The sequence below is a fragment of the Streptosporangium sp. NPDC050284 genome, assembly GCF_044459525.1.
GTDB lineage: Bacteria > Actinomycetota > Actinomycetes > Streptosporangiales > Streptosporangiaceae > Streptosporangium.
The window spans coordinates 1-18,856 of record NZ_JBITIZ010000012.1; the positions used below are offsets into that span (position 1 = coordinate 1).

The window sequence follows — 18,856 nt, forward strand, 5'->3', positions numbered from 1 at the left end:
GACATGGACCCGAACAGGAATGAGCAGCAGGGCATACCGGCCGAGGCGACCCCCGGGAACGACGGCTGGACCCAGTTCGGCAAGGTGCCGCCGCGGGGGGGGGCCCCCCCCCCCCCCCCCCCCCCCCCCCCCCCCCCCCCCCCCCCAAACCCCCCCCCCCCCCCCCCCCCCGCGGGGGGGGGGGGGGGGGGGGGGGGCCCCCCCCCCCCCCCCCGCGAGGGCGACCAGATGGTCAGGGGCCGTCAGGGCCGTCAGGGCCGTCAAGGGCCGTCAAGGGCCGTCGCCAGCCTGCGTACGCCCTCGACCAGCTCGGCCGTGTGGACGGCCGCCGAGTGGGTCACCCTGATGCGCGGGCCCGGCGGCTCGGCCGGGTAGTAGATGCGCCCGGGACTCACCAGGGCTCCCGCCCTCCTGGCGGCCTCCACCACACTCTCCTCGTCCCGGTCCTCGGGGAGCCGTACCCACAGGTGCAGGCCGCCGCGAGGAACGAGGTGGATCGTGGCGCCGGGCATCCGGGCGGCGAGGGCCGCGGCGAGGGTGTCCCTGCGCAGCGCCAGCTCGGTGCCGAGCGCGGCGAGGTGGCGCCGCCAGGCGGGCGAGCCGACGAACTCCAGCGCCGTCTCCTGGAGCGGCCTGGCGACGAAGAACGACTCCACGAGCTGGCTCGCCCTCAGCCGTCGCGCGGCGGGGCCTCGGGCGACGACCCCGGCGACCCGCAGGTTCGGCGACAGGACCTTGGTCAGGGAGTTGATGTGCACGACCGTGCCGTGGGCGTCCAGCGCGACCATCGGCGGAGGTGCGGGGGCGGTGGTGAAGTAGCGCGCGTAGTCGTCCTCGATCACGAACGCCCCGGCGGCGCGGGCGATCGCCAGCACCTGCTCGCGCCGCTCCAGGGGCAGGGTCGCGCCCGTGGGGTTGTGCAGGGTCGGCTGGCAGAGGAAAACCCGCGCGCCGGTCACGGCGAACGCCTCCGCGAGGAGTTCGGGCCGCACCCCCTCGCGGTCCATGGGCACGGCCGTCGCGCGAAGTCCCGCGGCCCGCGCGGCCGCGAGCGCGCCCGGGTAGGTGGGGGTCTCGACGAGTACGGGGGTGCCGGGGGCCGTGAGGGCGCGGAAGGCGTGAATGAGCGCCGTCTGCCCGCCGCTGACGATCAGGACGTCCGACGGGGTGACGTCACCTCCCAGTTCCTGGGCGAACCACCTGCGCAGCTCGGGCAGACCGCTCAGCGGAGGCATCTCCCAGACGTCGGGACGGCGCAGCGCGCGGGAGGCGGCGGCCGACAGCGCCCTGGAGGGGCGCAGGGCCGGGTTGAGGTAGCCGCCGGTGAGCGGGATGACCCCCTCGGGTGGCGAGGCGAGAAGTCCGCTCACCTCGCTGTCGTCCACCACCCTGTCGCCCAGCGCCACCGTTTGCCATGACATGTCGGCGTTGTCGCCGCCCCGTGTGATCGCCGGAGCCACGTAGGCCCCGCTCCCGGGTTTGGTGATCACCCGTCCCTCGGCGGCGAGTCTGCCGATCGCGCGTGACACGGTCACCGGGCTCACATTGTGCAGCCGGACCAGCTCCCGGCTCGACGGCAGCCGGTCACCCGGGCGGAGCCGCGACACCTCCTCACGGAGCGTGGCGGTGAGCCGGACGATACTGCTATCGTCATTCATGAGTGAAAAGAGTAGCGCTATCGTGCCAAATCGGATAGCGGCGGGTACGGTCCCGCCCGCAGAGGTGCTGCCCGGCCTCGCCTCCCCGGGAAAGGCGCGTCACGACCGGCGACCGGGTGGCGCGACGTCGCCGGAGGCGCCGGGCGGAGCGTGGCGGGGGACCCTGCTGGCAGGGCTCGGGGTGCTGGCCTTCTCGGGCTCGTTCCCGGCGACGGTCTTCGCGATGGAGGGTTTCGACCCCTACCTGGTGGCCGTCGGCCGGGCCGTCGTCGCCGCGGTCGCGGCCGCCGTGTTCCTGCTCGCGGCGAGAGTGCCGTTGCTGCCGCCCAGGTCCCAGCTCCGGTCGTACGGCGTCATCGTGGCGGGCGTGGTGTTCGGCTTCCCTCTTTTCAGCGGTCTCGCGCTTCACGCCGGGGCCTCCACCTCGCACGCCGCCGTGGTGATCGGGCTGCTGCCCGCCGCCACCGCCGCCTGCGCGGTGCTGCGGGCGGGGGAGCGGCCCAAGGCGCTGTTCTGGGTGTCCTGCGGCCTCGGGGCCGTGTCGATCACCGTCTTCACCCTCAGCATGGGCGGCGGTCACATCACCGGAGCCGACCTGCTGCTCGTCGGCGCGCTGCTGTCGGCCGCCGTCGGCTACACCGAGGGTGGGCGCCTGGCCCGTGACACCCCCGGCTGGAGGGTGATCTCCCACACCCTCGTCCTCGCCGCACCGCTGACCGTGCCGATCACCGTCGCGCTCGCGCTGGCCACCGATTCGCGGCCCACCACCGCCTCACTCGCCGGGTTCGCGTACGTCGGCCTGGTCTCGATGTTCCTCGGCTTCATCCCCTGGTACGCGGGCCTGGCCATGGGCGGCATCGCCCGCGCCGGGCAGACCCAGCTCGCCCAGCCGCTGCTGACGCTGCTGTGGGCCTGGCTGCTGCTCGGCGAACTCTTCGGCCCGGTCACCATCGCGGCGGCGCTGGCCGTCCTCGCGTGCGTCGCCCTGACGCAGCGGGCCCGCTCCTGAGAGGTCCTCGAAGGACGTGACGCACAGCCGCAAAAAAGTGAAACTAGGCTGTCACAGTGAGACGAGATCCGGGCGGCGGCGCGGCCATGCCGCTCTCGTGCTGCTGACGCTGGCGGCGGGGGCGATGGACGCGGTCGCCTTCCTCGGGCTCGGTGGCGTCTTCACCGCGAACATGACCGGCAACCTCATCCTCTTCGCCCTCGCCGGCCGCGAGGAGTGGGTGCTTCACGCGCTGCGTTCCGGACTCGCCTGCGTGGGGTTCAGCGTGGGGCTTCTCATCGGCTTCAGGATGCCGGGACGTCACGGGGGGAACGCATTGTGGCCGTCGGCCGTCATCAGGCTCCTGTGGGCCGACCTGGCCCTCCAGATCGCCCTTCTCGCCGGCTGGACGCTCAGCGGGGGCGCGCCCGGCCCGGCCATGATCCTCGCGCTGATCGGGGCGGGATCCTGCGCCATGGGCATGCAGGCCGCGGCGGCCCGCCGGGTCGGCCTGGCCGGCGTCACGACCACGTTCGTCACGGGCACCCTCACCTCGCTGTTCGAGACCTCGGTGTCGGGCCGGTCCACCGACAACCGGCGCCGGGCCGCCGTCATCGTCGCCCTCGTCCTCGGCGCCCTCTGCGCGTCCCTGCTCCTGCGCTTCGCGCCCCCCTGGGCCGCCGTGATCGCCCCGGCCTTCACACTCCTCGCACTCGCCGTCGCGCACCCGTACGGGCTCCGGGGACGGCCGGCCCGGGGGAACGGCCGGGGGAGCCGGTGATGATTCGCCGCTTTCCGGTTTCCGGACGGGAAGAACGGATATTCCACGGTGGGTCGGCTGTGGGACTGTCGCTCGGACGGTGAATCGCTTAGAAATGAGGTTGGGACTCCGACTCTCAGTCTCGCCGATCACGACGGCCGAGGTGAGCGGAGATCCTCCGGTGAACCTAAGGAGATGACTCGTGGGCATGGGCCTCGCGGTAGGAGATGTGGTCGAGGACTTCGAACTCCTCGACGAGACGGGCACGCCGAGGCGGCTCAGCGAGTTTCTGGCCAAGGGGCCGGTGGTGCTCTTCTTCTATCCGGCGGCGATGACCTCCGGGTGCACGCTCGAGAGCTGCCACTTCCGCGACATGGCCGCCGAGTTCGCCGCCGAGGGAGCGACCAGGATCGGGATCAGCCGCGACCGGGTCGAGCGGCAGGCGAGGTTCGCCAAGGCCAACCAGCTGGACTTTCCCCTGCTCTCCGACCCCGAAGGCGCCGTCGCCCGTCGCCTCGGCGCCCGCCGTACCGTCGCGGTGGGACCGTTTCTCACCCGTCGGATGACCTTCGTCATCGACGTGGACCACCGCCTCCTGGAAGTGATCCACAGCGAGACCTCCATGGAGGCGCACGCCGACCGCGCGATCGAAGTCCTCCGCTCCCGCCCACGCCTCTGACCTTCATGGGCCCGGTGCCCTCCCGTCGCGGCGGACGCGGCGGTCAGGGGTGCAGGGGGTGGGTGTACACGAGGCGGAAGCGGTCGCCGGGGATGACGATGTCGCTCGTCTCCACCGGTCGGTCCCCCGCCCAGTGGGTGCGTTCGACGTGCAGGACCTGGACGCCCGCGGGCAGGGCGAGGGCGTCGCTCTCGGCCGGTTGCGGGACGCGGGTGTAGACCTGCTCGACGATCTCGGTGACCTTGACGCCGATCGCCGACAGGCGGGCGATCAGGCTTCGGGGGCTCTCCTCCGTGATCTCACCGAACTCGGCGGGCTCGTAGGAGGTGGCGAGCTGGATCGGCTTGCCGTCGCCGCGGAAGACGTAGTGGGTGCGAGTGACCGGGGCCGATTCGTCCAGCCGCAGGCGGTGGGCGATGTCGGGGGTGGCGTCGGCGGGCTCGGCCCGCCAGTCCCAGGTGGCCCGGGTGCCCTGCGACTGGATGTCGGCGCCGAAGGGGGTGGGGTGGTCATGGAAACGCCATCGGTGCAGGGGGAGCAGCACCGGCTGCTCCCGTACGTAGTGGCCCGAGCCGACGCGGCCGACGATGAGGCCCTCGGCGGCGAGCACGCGCAGCGCGTGCCGGGCGGCCGTCTCGCCCACGCCGTATTTCCTGGTCAGCTGGGCGCGCGAGGGGATCGAGGCGCCGGGGGGAAGGGAGCCGTCGACGATCTGGCGCCGGATGTCGGCGACGACGCGCAGGTAGACAGGATCGGAGCTTGCCACGTGTCCATCCCTGGGGTCTGGGGCGTTGCCCCATCCTGCCGTATTCGATACGCGACGCAGGGTAATGGCTCCGATTTGGAGCTCCAACTTTACCGTTATCCCCAGAAGGATCCAAAAATATCTCAGAGACCCTGTAACGCCCGCGTAAGGACCGCCGATTCAACGGTAGAGGTCGTCGATGTGTGTACCCCCGAGCACATATCGGCGGCCTCTTTCTCGTTCGGGGAAGTCCGTGTCGCCACCAAAGCGGACAAAAGCCCTATTTGTCTGTAAATGGGTGAGGGGTGCGGTTGACGGGGTCCGTCGCCGCGACGGCGTATATCCACGTGTACGGTGTGCAGCGGGCACCTCGGGGGGATGTTCGCTCTTGGGCCCATCGGTGGACGGAGGTTAGGCGGGGTGGCGGGGTCCACCGTTTCAACGGATCCGGGTAGCGTTCGGTCTATGGCAGCGCCAACTGGAACCTCCGACGCCCCCTTCGGCCGCATGCTGACCGCCATGGTCACGCCGTTCACAAGTGACGGAGCGGTCGACTACGAGACAGCGGGTCGCCTCGCCACCTACCTGGTGGACGAGCAGCGTAACGACGGCATCGTCGTGAGCGGTACGACGGGGGAGTCCCCGACGACCACCGACGACGAGAAGGAGCGCCTCCTGCGCGCCGTCGTCGAGGCGGTCGGTGATCGCGCCATGGTCGTCGCCGGAGCCGGGACCAACGACACCCACCACAGCGTGGAGCTTGCCAGGTCCGCCGAGCGCGCCGGGGCCCACGGTCTCCTGCTGGTGACGCCCTACTACAGCAAGCCTCCCCAGGAGGGGATCTACCGCCACTTCGCCACCGTGGCCGACGCGACGGCCCTGCCGGCCATGCTCTACGACATTCCCGGCCGGAGCGGCGTGCCGATCCTGAGCGAGACACTCGCCAGGCTCGCCCGGCACGAGCGGATCGTCGCGGTGAAGGACGCCAAGGCCGATCTGTTCGAGGGGACGCAGGTCATCGCGTCCACCGGCCTCGCCTACTACTCGGGTGACGACACGCTCAACCTGCCGTGGCTGTCGGTGGGAGCCGTGGGGTGCGTCAGCGTGATCGGCCACGTCGCGGGCGCGGAGATCGCCGCGATGATCGAGGCGTACCGCTCGGGGGATGTCGCGGGCGCGCTCGCCGTCCACCGCAGGCTGCTTCCCGTGGTCTCCGGGATCATGATGCAGGCCGGTGGCGCGATCATGGCGAAGGCGGCGCTCTCTCTGGTCGGACGGCCCGCGGGGCCGATGCGGCCACCCCTGGTGGAGGCGACAGGGGAGCAACTCGCCAGGTTGCGCGAAGACTTGATCGCGGGCGGTGTGAAGCTGCCCGACGAAGTCGTGACATGAGATAAGACACTGCGGCCCTCACCGGCCGCATTCGGGAGGAACGAGAGTTTGCGAGAGAGAAGACACAAGGGTCCGCTGGGGGACGGAGTGCTCGGCGAGGGAGTGGTCCTGCTGCCCACGAGGGCTTCCGTCGCATGTGAGACCTCTGAGAGAGGTGTGGCCGGATGAGTCACCCCCATCCCGAACTCGGGCTGCCGCCCGCGCTGGTCGACGGTGCCCTGCGCATCGTCGCGCTGGGCGGGCTCGGCGAGATCGGCCGCAACATGGCCGTGTTCGAGTACGAAGGCCGGTTGCTGATCGTCGACTGCGGGGTGCTATTCCCCGAGCCCGACCAGCCCGGCATCGACCTGATCCTGCCCGACTTCGAATACATCCGGGACCGCCTGGACGACGTCGAGGCCGTGGTCCTGACCCACGCGCACGAGGACCACATCGGTGCCGTGCCCTATCTGCTGCGCGAGCGCCGCGACATCCCGATCGTGGGATCGAAGCTGACGCTGGCGCTGATCGAGGCCAAGCTCACCGAGCACCGCATCCAGCCGACCAAACGTGAGGTCGTGGAAGGCGAGCGGCACAGGTTCGGGCCGTTCGAGTGCGAGTTCCTCGCCGTCAACCACTCCATTCCCGACGCGCTCGCCGTCGCGATCAGGACGCCCGCGGGCATCGTCCTGCACACCGGCGACTTCCGGATGGACCAGCTGCCCAGCGACGGGCGGCTGACCGACCTGGGCGGGTTCGCCAGGCTCGGCGCCGAGGGCGTCGACCTGCTGATGTCCGACTCGACCAACGCCGAGGTGCCGGGTTTCGTCACCAGTGAGCGGGAGATCGCGCCGGTCATCGACGAGGTTGTCCGCACCGCGAGCAAGCGTGTGATCGTGGCGAGCTTCGCCTCCCACATCCACCGCGTCCAGCAGGTCATCGACGCGGCGGAGAAGCACGGCCGCAAGGTCGCGCTGGTCGGCCGTTCGATGGTGCGCAACATGGGCGTCGCCCGCGACCTGGGCTACCTGAGGGTCTCGCCCGGTCTGATCGTCGACGCCAAGGAGATCGAGGGCCGTCCGCCGGAGGACGTGGTGCTGATCTGCACCGGGTCCCAGGGTGAGCCGATGGCGGCGCTGTCACGCATGGCCAACCGCGACCACCCGATCCGGATCGCCGAAGGCGACACGGTTCTCCTGGCCTCCTCGCTGGTGCCGGGCAACGAGACCGCGGTGAACAACGTGATCAACGGGCTGTCCCGTTGGGGCGCCCGCGTGGTGCACAAGGGCAACGCTAAGGTGCACGTCTCCGGGCACGCCGCCGCGGGCGAGCTGCTGTACGTGCTCAACCTGACGCGGCCGTCCAACTTCATGCCGGTGCACGGTGAATGGCGTCACCTGCGGGCACACGCCAAGCTCGCAGCGCTGACCGGGGTTCCCGACGACCACATCGTGATCGCCGAGGACGGCGTCGTGGTGGACCTGATCGACGGCCGGGCCAAGATCGTGGGCGCGGTTCCCGCCGGTTACGTCTACGTGGACGGCACCTCGGTGGGCGACGTCACCGACTTCGCGCTGAAGGATCGCCGCATCCTGGGCGAGGAGGGCTTCATCTCCATCGTCATCGTGGTCGACACCGCCACCGGCAAGCTCGCCGGGGGCCCGGAGATCCACGCCAGGGGATCCGGCATCGACCCGGCCATGTTCGACGACATCCTGCCGCAGGTCGAGAGGGCGCTGCAGGAGAACGCGGCCGACGGGGTGGTGGACATCCAGCAGGTCCGCCGCGTGGTCCGCAGGACCGTGGGGCGCTGGGTGAGCGACACCTACCGCCGTCGCCCGATGATCATTCCCGTGGTGGTCGAGGTCTGACTCCGCACCGTACGGCGGCCTCACCGGCCGCCGTACGGGCCCTGCCGGGGCATGGAAGACGCTTTCGGACATTCGTTGCTCTTCACCACTTTTTGTGAAGTATCAACCGATCTTGCGAAATGCGGTCGAGGGTCAGCCGCTCCGGCGAGTCGGCGCGCAATCCACCACCCGTCTCGTTAACCTCCCTAGCATGGCCACCCGTACGTCTAAAGGATCCTCAGGAAAGCCCCCCGGGAAGGGGTCCTCCGGTCGTTCGGGCACCTCCCAGGCCCGTACGGCCTCCGCCAGACGGCCGCCCGCCGCCCGGAAGAGGAGCGCGACTCAGGCCCGCAGGCCCTCGCCCCAGCACGACCCGATCAGCTGGGTGCTCATCATGATCGGCAAGCTGTTCATGGGCATCTGGATGCTCCTGGCGGGGGGCATCGGCAGCGCCGCGCGGGCCCTGGGGCAGAACGCGCGTGAGCTCGACCCCGTCCACCGCCGCGACGGGCTCGGCCTGGCGGTGTTCGCCGGGGCGGTCGTGCTCGCCGCCATGACCTGGCGGAAGAACACCGGCACGGTCTCCACCGTGGTCGACGGCGTCATGCGCGGCGTCTTCGGCTCGCTGACCTGGGTGATCCCGATCCTGCTCGTGCTGCTGGCCTGGCGGCTGCTACGCCACCCCGACCAGAACGCCGACACCGGCCGGATGATCATCGGCTGGTCCGCCCTGACCATCGGCGTGCTAGGCGTCGTGCACGTGGTCCACAACACCCCGTACCCGTCCGGGGGAGACTCCGACGGCATGGACAAGGTGTCGGCCGCCGGAGGCATGGTCGGCTTCATCGTCTCCGCGCCCCCGGCGAGCATCCTGCCGTCCTTCATCACCATCCCGCTGCTGCTGATCCTGTCGGGCTTCGGCATCCTGGTGATCACCGCGACGCCGGTGCACCGGGTCCCCGAGCGGCTGGCAGAGATCCGGCACATGCTCTTCAACCGGGATGTGCCCCCCGCGCCGCGCGTGTCCAGGAAGAAGCCCTCCACCCGTAAGAAGCCGGAGTCCGAGGGCGACGAGCTCGGCGACCACGTCAAGCCCTACGACACGCCCCTGGTCGCCGATACGCCCGGCGGGTCCCCGGAACACTCCCCGGAGATCGTGCCCGGCCTGGTGGAGGACGATGCGGCGGAGGCGGTGGTCAGGGCCGCGCCCCCCGAGCCGTCCCCGGCCCCGCGCAAGGTCGAGCAGCTCGTCCTGTCCTCCCAGGCCGGCCCGTACACCCTGCCCGAGCCGCAGCTCCTGCGCCCCGGCACCGCGCCCAAGCCGCAGACGAAGGCCAACACCGTCGTCGTCAACGCGCTGACCAGCGTGATGGAGCAGTTCGCCATCGACGCCCAGGTGATCGGCTTCACCCGGGGGCCGACGGTGACGCGCTACGAGATCGAGCTCGGCCCGGCGGTCAAGGTCGAGAAGGTCACCGCGCTCACCAAGAACATCGCGTACGCGGTCAAGTCGGCCGATGTCCGGATCCTTTCTCCGATCCCCGGGAAGTCGGCGATCGGGGTCGAGATCCCCAACACCGACAAGGACCTCGTCTCGCTGGGCGACATCCTGCGTTCCCCGGTGGCCCAGGCCGACCACCACCCGATGATCGTCGGGCTCGGCAAGGACGTCGAGGGGCGCACGATAGTGGCCAACCTGGCCAAGATGCCGCACCTGCTCATCGCGGGCGCCACCGGCGCGGGCAAGTCGGTCTGCGTGAACGGACTGATCACCTCGATCCTGATGCGCGCCACCCCCGACGAGGTCCGCATGGTCCTGGTCGACCCAAAGCGGGTCGAGCTCAGCGTCTACGAGGGCATCCCGCACCTCATCACGCCGATCATCACCAACCCCAAGAAGGCCGCGGAGGCGCTGGAGTGGGTCGTCGGTGAGATGGACCGCCGCTACGACGACCTCGCCGCCAGCGGCTTCCGGCACGTCGACGACTTCAACAAGGCGGTCCGCACCGGCAAGCTGGTGGCGCCGCCGGGCAGCGAGCGCGTCTACCAGCCCTACCCGTACCTACTGGTGATCGTCGACGAGCTCGCCGACCTGATGATGGTCGCCCCGCGCGACGTCGAGGACTCCATCGTCCGCATCACCCAGCTGGCCCGCGCCGCGGGCATCCACCTGGTCATCGCCACCCAGCGCCCCAGCGTGGACGTGGTCACCGGCCTGATCAAGGCCAACGTGCCCTCCCGGCTCGCCTTCGCCACCTCCTCGCTGGCCGACTCCCGGGTCATCCTGGACCAGCCGGGTGCCGAGAAGCTCGTCGGGCAGGGCGACTCGCTCTTCCTGCCGATGGGCGCGAGCAAGCCCATGCGGCTGCAGAACGCCTTCGTCTCCGAGAAGGAGATCGGCGAGATCGTCGGGCACTGCAAGGCCCAGATGACGGTCGAGTACCGCGAGGACGTGTCCGTCGTGGCGACCGCGAAGAAGGAGATCGACGAGGACATCGGCGACGACCTCGACCTGCTGGTCCAGGCGGCCGAGCTCATCGTGACCACCCAGTTCGGCTCGACCTCGATGCTTCAGCGCAAGCTCAGGGTCGGCTTCGCCAAGGCGGGTCGCCTGATGGATCTGCTGGAGAGCAGGAACGTCGTCGGGCCCAGCGAGGGGTCGAAGGCGAGGGAGGTCATGGTCAAACCCGACGATCTCCCCGGCCTTCTGGTCGACCTGCGCGGGGGCTGACGGCGCCGCACAGGGACGGGGAGGGAACGCGGAGGAGCACGGTCGGGGGTGTCCGTATCGGGGGCGTCGTGTGCTCCGGCCGGGCTCCTGCCGGGGGTGTCGCGTGCTCTGGACGACCTGTATCGAAGGCGTCAGCCCATATCGGGGGGATATCGCCTTTTATGGCTGGCCCGCGCGGGGATGACGGCACCGTACGGGAAGGGCACCCCCGCCGCACACCTCCCGCCCGGTTACTGATTGAATAGGTATCGCTACGCAACGTCGGGGGCTGGGAGGCGTGCGCCATGGGCATTGGAAGCGATCTGGCGGATGCCAGGCGGTCGATGGGGATGACCGTCGGGCAGTTGAGCGCGCGGACACGCATTCGCGAGGTTCTCATCCAGGCAATCGAGAGGAACGACTTCTCCCAATGCGGGGGAGATTTCTACGCGCGAGGCCATATAAGAAACATCGCCAAGGTCGTCGACCTCGATCCCGAGACGCTGGTGCACCGCTACGACGAGCAGCACGGGGGCGTGCCGCTGCCGGTGCGGGCCTCCAGCGTCTTCCAGGCCGACATGCCCCTGAAGATCCGCGAGCGCCGCTCGCCCAACTGGACGACGGCGATGGCGGTGGCGCTGGGCATCGTGGTCATCTTCGGTGTGGTGCGGACCATGGGCGGGGGAGACACTCCCGTGGCGGATCTCCGTCCCATGCCGGTGCCCGCCGTGCCGCCGCCCTCGGCGGGCTCGGGCCCCGACTCACCGCGCCGGGCGGCGTCGCTGGCCGAGGAGAAGCGGCGCGACATGGTCGTCCTCCAGGTCAAGGCGAAGCGCACCTCCTGGCTCGACGTGCAGGACGCGGGCGGCCGGAGGATCTTCTCGGGGACGCTCGCGGCGGGCAAGACCTCGACCTGGAAGGCGAAGGCCGGCATAAGGGTCACTTTCGGCGACGGAGGAGCCGTCTCACTGAAGGTGAACGGTAAGGACGTGGGCGCACCCGGCCGTCGAGGACAGGTCGTCAACCGCTCCTACGAGGCCCCCGCAGCCAAGAAGCGCTAGGTCAGGCCGATGTGGAACGCCTCACGCACCGCGCGTCCGGGGAGGTCGCAGGGCTCCGGGGCCGCCCGCGACGGCGGCGTGCCCGGGGTGGGGCGTTGCCTGAACGGGGGTCCGGATGGGGGCCTCAATGGGGGCCTCAATGGGGGGAGGTGCATCGGGTAGTGGCCAACTCCCGATACCGTAGTGTTCACCATGTCATCCCGCCGAACCGCATCGCTGATCACGCTTGGTTGCGCACGCAACGAGGTCGACTCCGAGGAACTCGCCGCTCGCCTTGAGGCTGCCGGTTGGCAGCTGGGCGACGACGATCCCGACGTCGTCGTCGTCAACACGTGCGGCTTCATCGACTCGGCGAAAAAGGACTCCATCGACACGCTGCTCGCCGCGGCCGACTCCGGGGCCAAGGTGGTCGCCGCGGGCTGCATGGCGGAGCGATACGGCGACCAGCTCGCCGACGCGCTGCCCGAGGCCGCGGCCGTCATCTCCTTCGACGACTACACCGACATCGGCACGCGTCTCGACGATGTGCTGGAGGGCAGGCCGCTCGTCCCGCACAGTCCCCGCGACCGCAGGACCCTGCTGCCCATCTCCCCGGTGGAACGCGCCGCGGCCCCCAGGACCGGTATTCCCGGCCACGGCGAGCTGCCCGAGGGCCTGGCCCCCGCGAGCGGCCCCCGGCCGCTCCGCAAGCGCCTGGGTGACGGCCCGGTGGCCTCACTGAAACTCGCCTCCGGCTGCGACCGGCGCTGTACGTTCTGCGCCATCCCCGCCTTCCGCGGAGCCTACGTCTCGCGCGGCGCCGAGGAGCTCCTCGGCGAGGCCGCCTGGCTGGCCGAGCAGGGCGTGAAGGAGCTGGTGCTGGTCAGCGAGAACTCCACCTCCTACGGCAAGGATCTGGGCGACCTGAGGGCGCTGGAGAAGCTCCTGCCCTCCATCGCCGCGACCGAGGGCGTCGAGCGGGTGCGCGTCAGCTATCTGCAGCCCGCAGAGCTCCGCCCCGGACTGCTGGAGATCATCGCCTCGACCGAGGGCGTGGCCCCCTACTTCGACCTGTCCTTCCAGCACGCGAGTGGCCCGGTGCTGCGCCGGATGCGCCGCTTCGGTGACCCCCGGCGTTTCCTGGACCTCCTGGAGTCGATTCGTGCCCACGCGCCCGAGGCGGGTGTGCGCTCCAACTTCATCGTGGGTTTCCCCGGCGAGACCGAGGAGGAGTTCGGGGAGCTGGTGGGCTTCCTGGAGGAGGCCAGGCTCGACGTCATCGGCGTCTTCGGCTACTCCGACGAGGACGGCACCGAGGCGGCCTCGCTCCCCGGCAAGCTCGACCAGGAGATCGTCGACGCCCGGGTGTCCGCCCTCACCGAGCTGGCCGAGGAGCTCATGGCTCAGCGGGCCGAGGAGCGGATCGGGACCGAGGTCGACGTCCTGATCGAAGAGGACCTGGGCGACGGCGGTTACGAGGGCCGTGCCGCCCACCAGGGGCCCGAGGTGGACGGGTCCGTAACGGTCCAGGGCATCGGGCTGGTGCCGGGCCAGATCGTCCGGGCCGTCGTGGTCGACTCGGAGGGGGTCGACCTGATCGCCCGCATCAAGGCGGCCCCATGAGTGCGCCGCCGGGCCGGGAGAGCGTATGACCAACACGCCAGAGACCGGCACCGACTCGACAGCGGCATCCGCGCGCCCCAAGGTGAGCGCCTGGAACATCGCCAACGTCGTGACGGTGATACGACTGGCGATGGTTCCGTTCTTCGCGGCCTGCCTCTTCTTCCCCGGAACCGGCTGGCGGGCCGCGGCGCTGGTGGTCTTTCTGGTGGCCTCGCTCACCGACCTGCTCGACGGCGAACTGGCCCGCCGTTACGGCCTGATCACCGACTTCGGGAAGATCGCCGACCCGATCGCCGACAAGGCCCTCATCGGCGCAGCCCTGATCAGTCTCTCCATCCTGGGAGAGCTGCCCTGGTGGGTCACCGCCGTGATCCTGGGCAGGGAGTTGGGTGTCACCACGTTGAGGTTCGCGGTCATCCGGCACGGTGTCATCCCGGCCAGTTACGGCGGGAAGGTGAAGACCGTCCTGCAGATCGCCGCGATCGTCTCCTACATCTGGCCGGGTGTGCCCGACCCGATCCGCTGGGTCGTGATGGGCGCGGCGGCTCTCGTCACCGTCGTCACCGGCCTCGACTACGTGATCCGGGCGATCAAGCTGCGGCAGGTCGCGAAGCGGGCGCGAGCCAGATGAAGACGGGCGCCGAGTCTGTGAGGTGGGCCGTATGAGTCAACGCCCGCTCGCGACCACCGAGATCCTCTCCCTTCTCGTCCGCAGGGGCGAGACGGTGGCGGTGGCCGAGTCGCTGACCGCCGGGCTGATCTGCGCGGCCCTCACCGGTCCTCCCGGGGCTTCGGCGGCCTTCCTGGGCGGGGTCGTCTCCTACGCCACCGAACTCAAGCACCGGCTGCTGAACGTTCCCGCGGATCTGCTCGCCCGCGAGGGGGCGGTACACCCGGGGGTCGCCGCCGCCATGGCCGAAGGGGTACGCCTTCTCGTTGGTTCCACGTACGGTCTGGCGGTCACCGGGGTGGCCGGCCCGGAGCCGCAGGATGGTAAACCGGTGGGCACTGTGCATCTCGCTGTTAGCGGTCCGGAAGGGCGGGTATGGCACCGAGATCCGCGGCTCTCCGGGACGCGCGATCAGATCCGGGAGGCGACCGTGAATGAGGCCGTAGACCTCCTCCGAGGTGTGCTGGAGGCGAACGTGAGGGAACATTCAGGATGATTACCGCGTTACGTCCCCAGCGAACATGCTCCACATGGTCTGCCGCGTTGTCGGTGGATACAGGTACGGTGGAACTGTGAGTGAGGTAAAGGTCAAGCGATGATGACGGCGAGGAGTATGTACCAAGGGTCGCGTTCGAAGAACGGGCGGCACGAACCGATAGCGCGGAGTGTCGTGAAGACGCCCGCGCCGGGGAGGGAGCGACAGATGGTCCTGCTGCGTCAGCTGCTCGGTGACGTGCTGCGGCGGCTTAGGGTGCGCCAGAGTCGCACCCTTCGTGAGGTGTCCACATTGGCTCGGGTTTCTCTCGGATATCTGTCCGAGGTGGAGCGCGGTCAAAAGGAGGCCTCTTCGGAGCTGCTCGCGTCGATCTGCGGTGCCTTGGGCGTGCCGCTTTCACAGGTTCTCCGTGAGGTTTCCGATCAATTTGCCCTGGCCGAGCTGCAGCATGCTCCGGTCCTGGCGAACGATGTTCCCGAGCGGGAGCGTCTGCCGATTCCCGAAACCGTGCCTGATTCCGTGTTCCCCGAGGTCAACGACATGGTCGCCGCCTAGCTGGTCGGTTCTTCCGGCTGGCAGTGACGGCACCAGACGATCAGCCGTTCCTGCGGCTGTTCGCCCATCTCCCCACGACTGATCCGGCGTCCGCAGCGCAGGCAAGGCCGCCCGGCCCTGCCGTAGACCCAGGTGCTCCGTCCCGGACGGAGGTCGCCCGTCGTTGTCCTGCTCGGGCGTTCCCTGTTGGCGTTCAGCAATCGCCGTGCGATCGACACGATCGCCCCCAGATCCTCAATGGCCCCTACGGGTCGCCACGGCGACACTCCGGCGAGAAAAAGCGTCTCGGCGCGATAGATGGTGCCGATTCCCGCCAGGTTGCGTTGATCGAGCAGCGCGACCCCGATGCTCGTTTCAGGCCGCCGTGCCAGCCGCCGTACGGCTTCGGCCTCGTCCCAGTCCTCCCCGAGCAGATCGGGTCCGAGGTGCCCGACGAGCAGCCCTTCCCGCTCGGTCGCCACCAGATCGACCATGCCCAGTCGTATCCCCGCCGCCTGCCATTTCGCGTTGGCGAGCACCAGGCGGACGACATCGCCACCGGGCAGCCCACGTCCCGCGGGTGAGATCTGCCAGTAGCCCTCCATCCGCAGGTGGGTGTGGACGGTGAGCCCGCCCTCGACCCTGGTGAGCAGATGCTTGCCGCGCGAGACGGTCTCCAGCACCGCGCGTCCGGTCAGGTCGGCGGTGGAGTGGCGGGGCACGCGGAAGTCCGAGCGGGTGAGCAGCCGTCCGTCGAGCGCCCGGCCGAGCCGCACTGCGGAGCGGCGGACGACGTCACCCTCGGGCACGGCGCCCACCCCGAGACGTGGGCCGCTCCCGTGGGGCGAGCCGGTCGAGTGGGACGGACGGAACCCGCGAACCGGACCCGTCTCGGGTGGTGGGCCGGCCGCGTGGGACGAGGTTTCGTGAGACGGGCCGGTCTCGGACGGGAGGCCGGTTCCGGAAGGACACGGCCGGCCGGAACCCTGTGGGCGGCCACCCCGGCACGATCAGTCCCAGGCCGCGGGGTCCGCGGACAGGCTGCGGACCCGCTCGGGGAGGGCGCCGGTGGCCACGTTCTCCAGCGTGACCTCCTCCAGGATCGCCCGTTCGCTGGCGCGCAGCGCGATCCAGACCTGCTGCAGCGATTCGGCGGGACCCCGGTATCCGACGTGCTCGGGCCGCTCCCCTCTGACATTGGCGAGCGGGCCGTCAACGGCGCGGATCACATCGGCGAGGCTGATCTCGGCGGGCGGGCGAGCCAGTACGTAGCCCCCCTCGGGGCCGCGCTGGCCGCGAACCAGTCCGGCGCGGCGCATCTGAAGCAGGATGTTCTCAAGATACTTAGGAGGCATGTCCTGCTCTTTGGCCAGCTCACCCACCGTGGTAGGGCCGTCACCCGCGGCGGCGAGTTCGGCGGCGGCACGGAGGGCATAGTCGACACGAGCGGATAGGCGCATGTAGCCGATTATCCCGCCTGCTATTGGTTCCTTACGCGCGAGGGGCCGAAGGAGGTGAAATCACCCCCGTCGCTCTCGGTGACGACGGGCACGTAGGGCGCCGCGCCGGTGTGTCCCGGCGGGTGCGCGACACGGTGGTGAGGTGCCGTCGCGGGGGTACGGCCCGGCGGCGGAGCGAGGCGGGCGGTGGGGATCTCCTCGGGGTTCCGGAAGTGATGTTGCAGGTCAGAGGTGTGTCCGGGGTGTGTGCCATGAGGATGAGGCGTCTTTGGGGGCTCTTGTGGGCCCAGTCGTACCACCGCACCGCGGCTCACTCGGTAGGGGGCGGTGTGCTCCGTTCCAGATCGCGCCCGATAGGCGAAATTCCCGATATATTCGTAATGTCGGAAGCTTGGACGCCTCCGCCCCGGCTCCGGACCGGACCGGACCGGACCGTGGCGATGACGTCCATGTCGAAGCCTGCCTCGCCCCCGGCCGCGAGGGCTTGCCGGAAAGAATCTTTGCCGCTTTTTGGGAGCGTTCCACGCAGCGGGCAGGCGTCGCGGGCCCTCGTCCTGCGGGCATCGCGGCGGCGGGTGTGGGAGAGGTGTGGCGAAACGGCGATGGGCGGGAGGGGGGCGGTGCCGGGGTGTCCTCAGCAGCCCTCGCGGGGCGAGGGCAGGGCTAAACTGTCAGGAAGCCTTATTAAGAATAGAGTTCTTATTCCTGATTGAAAGTAATCGCGACGGGGAAGCGACGAGCAAAAGAGGAAGCGGCGAGCAAGAGAGCATGCGTATGGAGCGACGTCCTGGCGTGCCCAGGCTACTGAGGGAGATCAACGACAGGGCCGCCCTGGAGTTGCTGCTCGCTTCCGGACCGCTGACGCGGGGGCAGATCGGCGAGCTCACGGGCCTTTCCAAGGTGACGGCGTCGCAGACACTCGCCCGCCTGGAAGGGCGCGGGCTGGTGGAGGTGGCGGGGGAGCAGGCGGGAGGCCGGGGGCCCAATGCCGCCCTTTATGGGATTATTTCCTCCTCGGCCTATGTGGCAGGTCTGGACGTCGGCCCGGAATTCGTCACGACCGCCATCGCCGATATTCACGGGGAGATCATCGCCGAGGTGCAGGTGGCACCGAAAGGACACGACGATCCGGTGGCCCTCGTGCACAGCGCGGTGGTCAAGGCGTGTCGGTCGGCCAAGGTCGCGCTCTCCAAACTGCGCTCGGTCGTCATCGGCACCCCCGGCGTGGTCGACCCCCGCACCGGCGACGTGCGGTTCTCCTTCGACCTGCCGGGCTGGCACGAGGGCATCCACGAGGCGCTCGCCCGTGACCTGCGCCGCGACGTCAGGATAGAGAACGACGTGAACCTCGTCGCCATCGCCGAACGCACCCTCGGTGCCGCCCGCGAGGTCGACGACTTCGTGCTCCTGTGGGTGGGACGCGGCATCGGTCTCGGTGTCGTACTCGGCGGCCGGCTGCACCGGGGTCGTTCCGGCAGCGCGGGCGAGATCGGCTACCTGCCGGTGCCCGGGGTGCCGCTGGCCGAGGACGTGCGGGCCGTGCCGGGCAGGTTGCCGTCGCTCGCCGGAGGCCTGCAGTCCCTGGTCAGCGCCGAGGCGGTCGCCGAGCTCGCCGCGACGTACGGCTTCGAGGGGGAGAGCGCCGCCGAGTGCGTCGCGGCGGCGGTCGCGGCGGGGGAGCGGGGGGAGCTCCTGATCAACGACATCGCCGGGCGGCTGGCGCTGGGGGTGGCCTCGGTGTGCGTCGTGCTCGACCCCGGGCTCGTGGTGCTCGCGGGGGAGGTGAGCAGGGCCGGAGGCGACGAGCTCACCTCCAGGATCGAGGAGGCGGTGGCGAGGAGCTGTCCGGTCAGGCCGCAGGTGGTGGCGAGCGAGGTGGAGGGCAACCCGGTGTTGCGCGGGGCCGTCATCGCCGCACTGGAACAGGCGAGGGAAGAGATCTTCACCTCCTGATCCTCCTGATCCTCCTGATTCCTCGGGGCTCCGAGGTCCTGTCGCCGGGCATGGAGTCCTCGGCGAGTCATCGGCCGGGAGTTCCTGAGGTCCGGTTCCTGGAGCGGGAGTCCTTGGCCGGGAGTTCCTGAGGTCCCGGTTCCTGGAGCTGGATTCCCTTGCCCGAGATCCCCGAGCCCCGTGCCGGCGAGTCCGGCCGTTCGGGGCTCGAGCCGTCCGGTCCGCTCTTTCGGCATCGCGAACGGTCGTCCCCGACGTCCCCGACCGCTTCGTGGCAGGTCGCTTGTCTCAGGCGTGTCACGTGTGTACCATTCTGGTT

The 18,856-nt window shown here is 70.0% G+C and carries 16 protein-coding genes; 12 read left to right on the forward strand and 4 right to left on the reverse strand.

Annotation, left to right across the window (positions count from 1 at the left end; all coding sequences use genetic code 11):
* Positions 1-260: 260 nt before the first annotated feature.
* Entirely contained in the window at positions 261-1,658 is a 1,398-nt protein-coding gene (locus ACIBH4_RS26370; RefSeq protein WP_362763949.1) for a PLP-dependent aminotransferase family protein, read from the reverse strand.
* A gap of 22 nt (positions 1,659-1,680) precedes the next feature.
* Here ACIBH4_RS26370 and ACIBH4_RS26375 point away from each other — a divergent pair, with 22 nt between their 5' ends.
* The 3 genes from ACIBH4_RS26375 to ACIBH4_RS26385 all read left to right on the forward strand — a co-directional run bounded on the left by ACIBH4_RS26375 (position 1,681) and on the right by ACIBH4_RS26385 (position 4,085).
* On the forward strand, positions 1,681-2,667 hold the full coding sequence (locus tag ACIBH4_RS26375) for a DMT family transporter (protein ID WP_362501171.1): 987 nt from the start codon (positions 1,681-1,683) through the stop codon (positions 2,665-2,667).
* Positions 2,668-2,764: 97 nt separating this feature from the next.
* Entirely contained in the window at positions 2,765-3,427 is a 663-nt protein-coding gene (locus tag ACIBH4_RS26380) for a YoaK family protein (protein WP_362763952.1), read from the forward strand.
* A gap of 187 nt (positions 3,428-3,614) precedes the next feature.
* Positions 3,615-4,085, forward strand: a complete 471-nt coding sequence (locus ACIBH4_RS26385; protein WP_362502210.1) for a peroxiredoxin — start codon at positions 3,615-3,617, stop codon at positions 4,083-4,085.
* A 43-nt stretch (positions 4,086-4,128) separates the two neighbouring features.
* Here the strand turns inward: ACIBH4_RS26385 and ACIBH4_RS26390 are convergent, their stop codons facing one another.
* On the reverse strand, positions 4,129-4,851 hold the full coding sequence (locus tag ACIBH4_RS26390) for a GntR family transcriptional regulator (protein WP_362501175.1): 723 nt from the start codon (positions 4,849-4,851) through the stop codon (positions 4,129-4,131).
* A 444-nt stretch (positions 4,852-5,295) separates the two neighbouring features.
* Between ACIBH4_RS26390 and dapA the strand changes: the two genes are divergently transcribed.
* The 8 genes from dapA (at position 5,296) to ACIBH4_RS26430 (ending at position 15,145) form a co-directional block, all read left to right on the forward strand.
* Positions 5,296-6,222: a 4-hydroxy-tetrahydrodipicolinate synthase gene (dapA, locus tag ACIBH4_RS26395; RefSeq protein WP_362501177.1), complete on the forward strand. Its 927-nt coding sequence runs from the start codon at positions 5,296-5,298 to the stop codon at positions 6,220-6,222.
* 164 nt (positions 6,223-6,386) lie between these two features.
* Positions 6,387-8,072 carry a ribonuclease J gene (locus ACIBH4_RS26400; RefSeq protein ID WP_362501179.1) on the forward strand — a complete coding sequence of 562 codons (1,686 nt, stop codon included), beginning with the start codon at positions 6,387-6,389 and terminating at the stop codon, positions 8,070-8,072.
* Positions 8,073-8,262: 190 nt separating this feature from the next.
* The gene (locus tag ACIBH4_RS26405; RefSeq protein ID WP_362501181.1) at positions 8,263-10,782 is read left to right on the forward strand and encodes a DNA translocase FtsK; all 2,520 of its coding nucleotides are present in this window, start codon (positions 8,263-8,265) and stop codon (positions 10,780-10,782) included.
* 284 nt (positions 10,783-11,066) lie between these two features.
* Positions 11,067-11,822, forward strand: a complete 756-nt coding sequence (locus tag ACIBH4_RS26410; RefSeq protein ID WP_362501183.1) for a RodZ domain-containing protein — start codon at positions 11,067-11,069, stop codon at positions 11,820-11,822.
* A 192-nt stretch (positions 11,823-12,014) separates the two neighbouring features.
* Complete coding sequence (gene rimO / locus ACIBH4_RS26415; protein WP_350944682.1) at positions 12,015-13,424, forward strand: 30S ribosomal protein S12 methylthiotransferase RimO; 1,410 nt, start codon at positions 12,015-12,017, stop codon at positions 13,422-13,424.
* Between the two features lie 25 nt (positions 13,425-13,449).
* Positions 13,450-14,055 carry a CDP-diacylglycerol--glycerol-3-phosphate 3-phosphatidyltransferase gene (gene pgsA / locus ACIBH4_RS26420; protein ID WP_362501186.1) on the forward strand — a complete coding sequence of 202 codons (606 nt, stop codon included), beginning with the start codon at positions 13,450-13,452 and terminating at the stop codon, positions 14,053-14,055.
* Positions 14,056-14,086: 31 nt separating this feature from the next.
* On the forward strand, positions 14,087-14,590 hold the full coding sequence (locus ACIBH4_RS26425) for a nicotinamide-nucleotide amidohydrolase family protein (protein ID WP_362501188.1): 504 nt from the start codon (positions 14,087-14,089) through the stop codon (positions 14,588-14,590).
* A 207-nt stretch (positions 14,591-14,797) separates the two neighbouring features.
* Positions 14,798-15,145: a helix-turn-helix transcriptional regulator gene (locus ACIBH4_RS26430; protein ID WP_350944677.1), complete on the forward strand. Its 348-nt coding sequence runs from the start codon at positions 14,798-14,800 to the stop codon at positions 15,143-15,145.
* Here ACIBH4_RS26430 and ACIBH4_RS26435 read toward each other — a convergent pair.
* Positions 15,142-15,933 carry a DNA-formamidopyrimidine glycosylase family protein gene (locus tag ACIBH4_RS26435; RefSeq protein WP_362501190.1) on the reverse strand — a complete coding sequence of 264 codons (792 nt, stop codon included), beginning with the start codon at positions 15,931-15,933 and terminating at the stop codon, positions 15,142-15,144. The genes ACIBH4_RS26430 and ACIBH4_RS26435 overlap by 4 nt on opposite strands.
* A 201-nt stretch (positions 15,934-16,134) precedes the next feature.
* Positions 16,135-16,584 (reverse strand): Rrf2 family transcriptional regulator, encoded by a 450-nt coding sequence (locus tag ACIBH4_RS26440; RefSeq protein WP_326637143.1) that lies wholly within the window; start codon positions 16,582-16,584, stop codon positions 16,135-16,137.
* A gap of 774 nt (positions 16,585-17,358) precedes the next feature.
* Here ACIBH4_RS26440 and ACIBH4_RS26445 point away from each other — a divergent pair.
* Positions 17,359-18,537: an ROK family transcriptional regulator gene (locus ACIBH4_RS26445; RefSeq protein ID WP_362501193.1), complete on the forward strand. Its 1,179-nt coding sequence runs from the start codon at positions 17,359-17,361 to the stop codon at positions 18,535-18,537.
* Positions 18,538-18,856 lie beyond the last annotated feature (319 nt).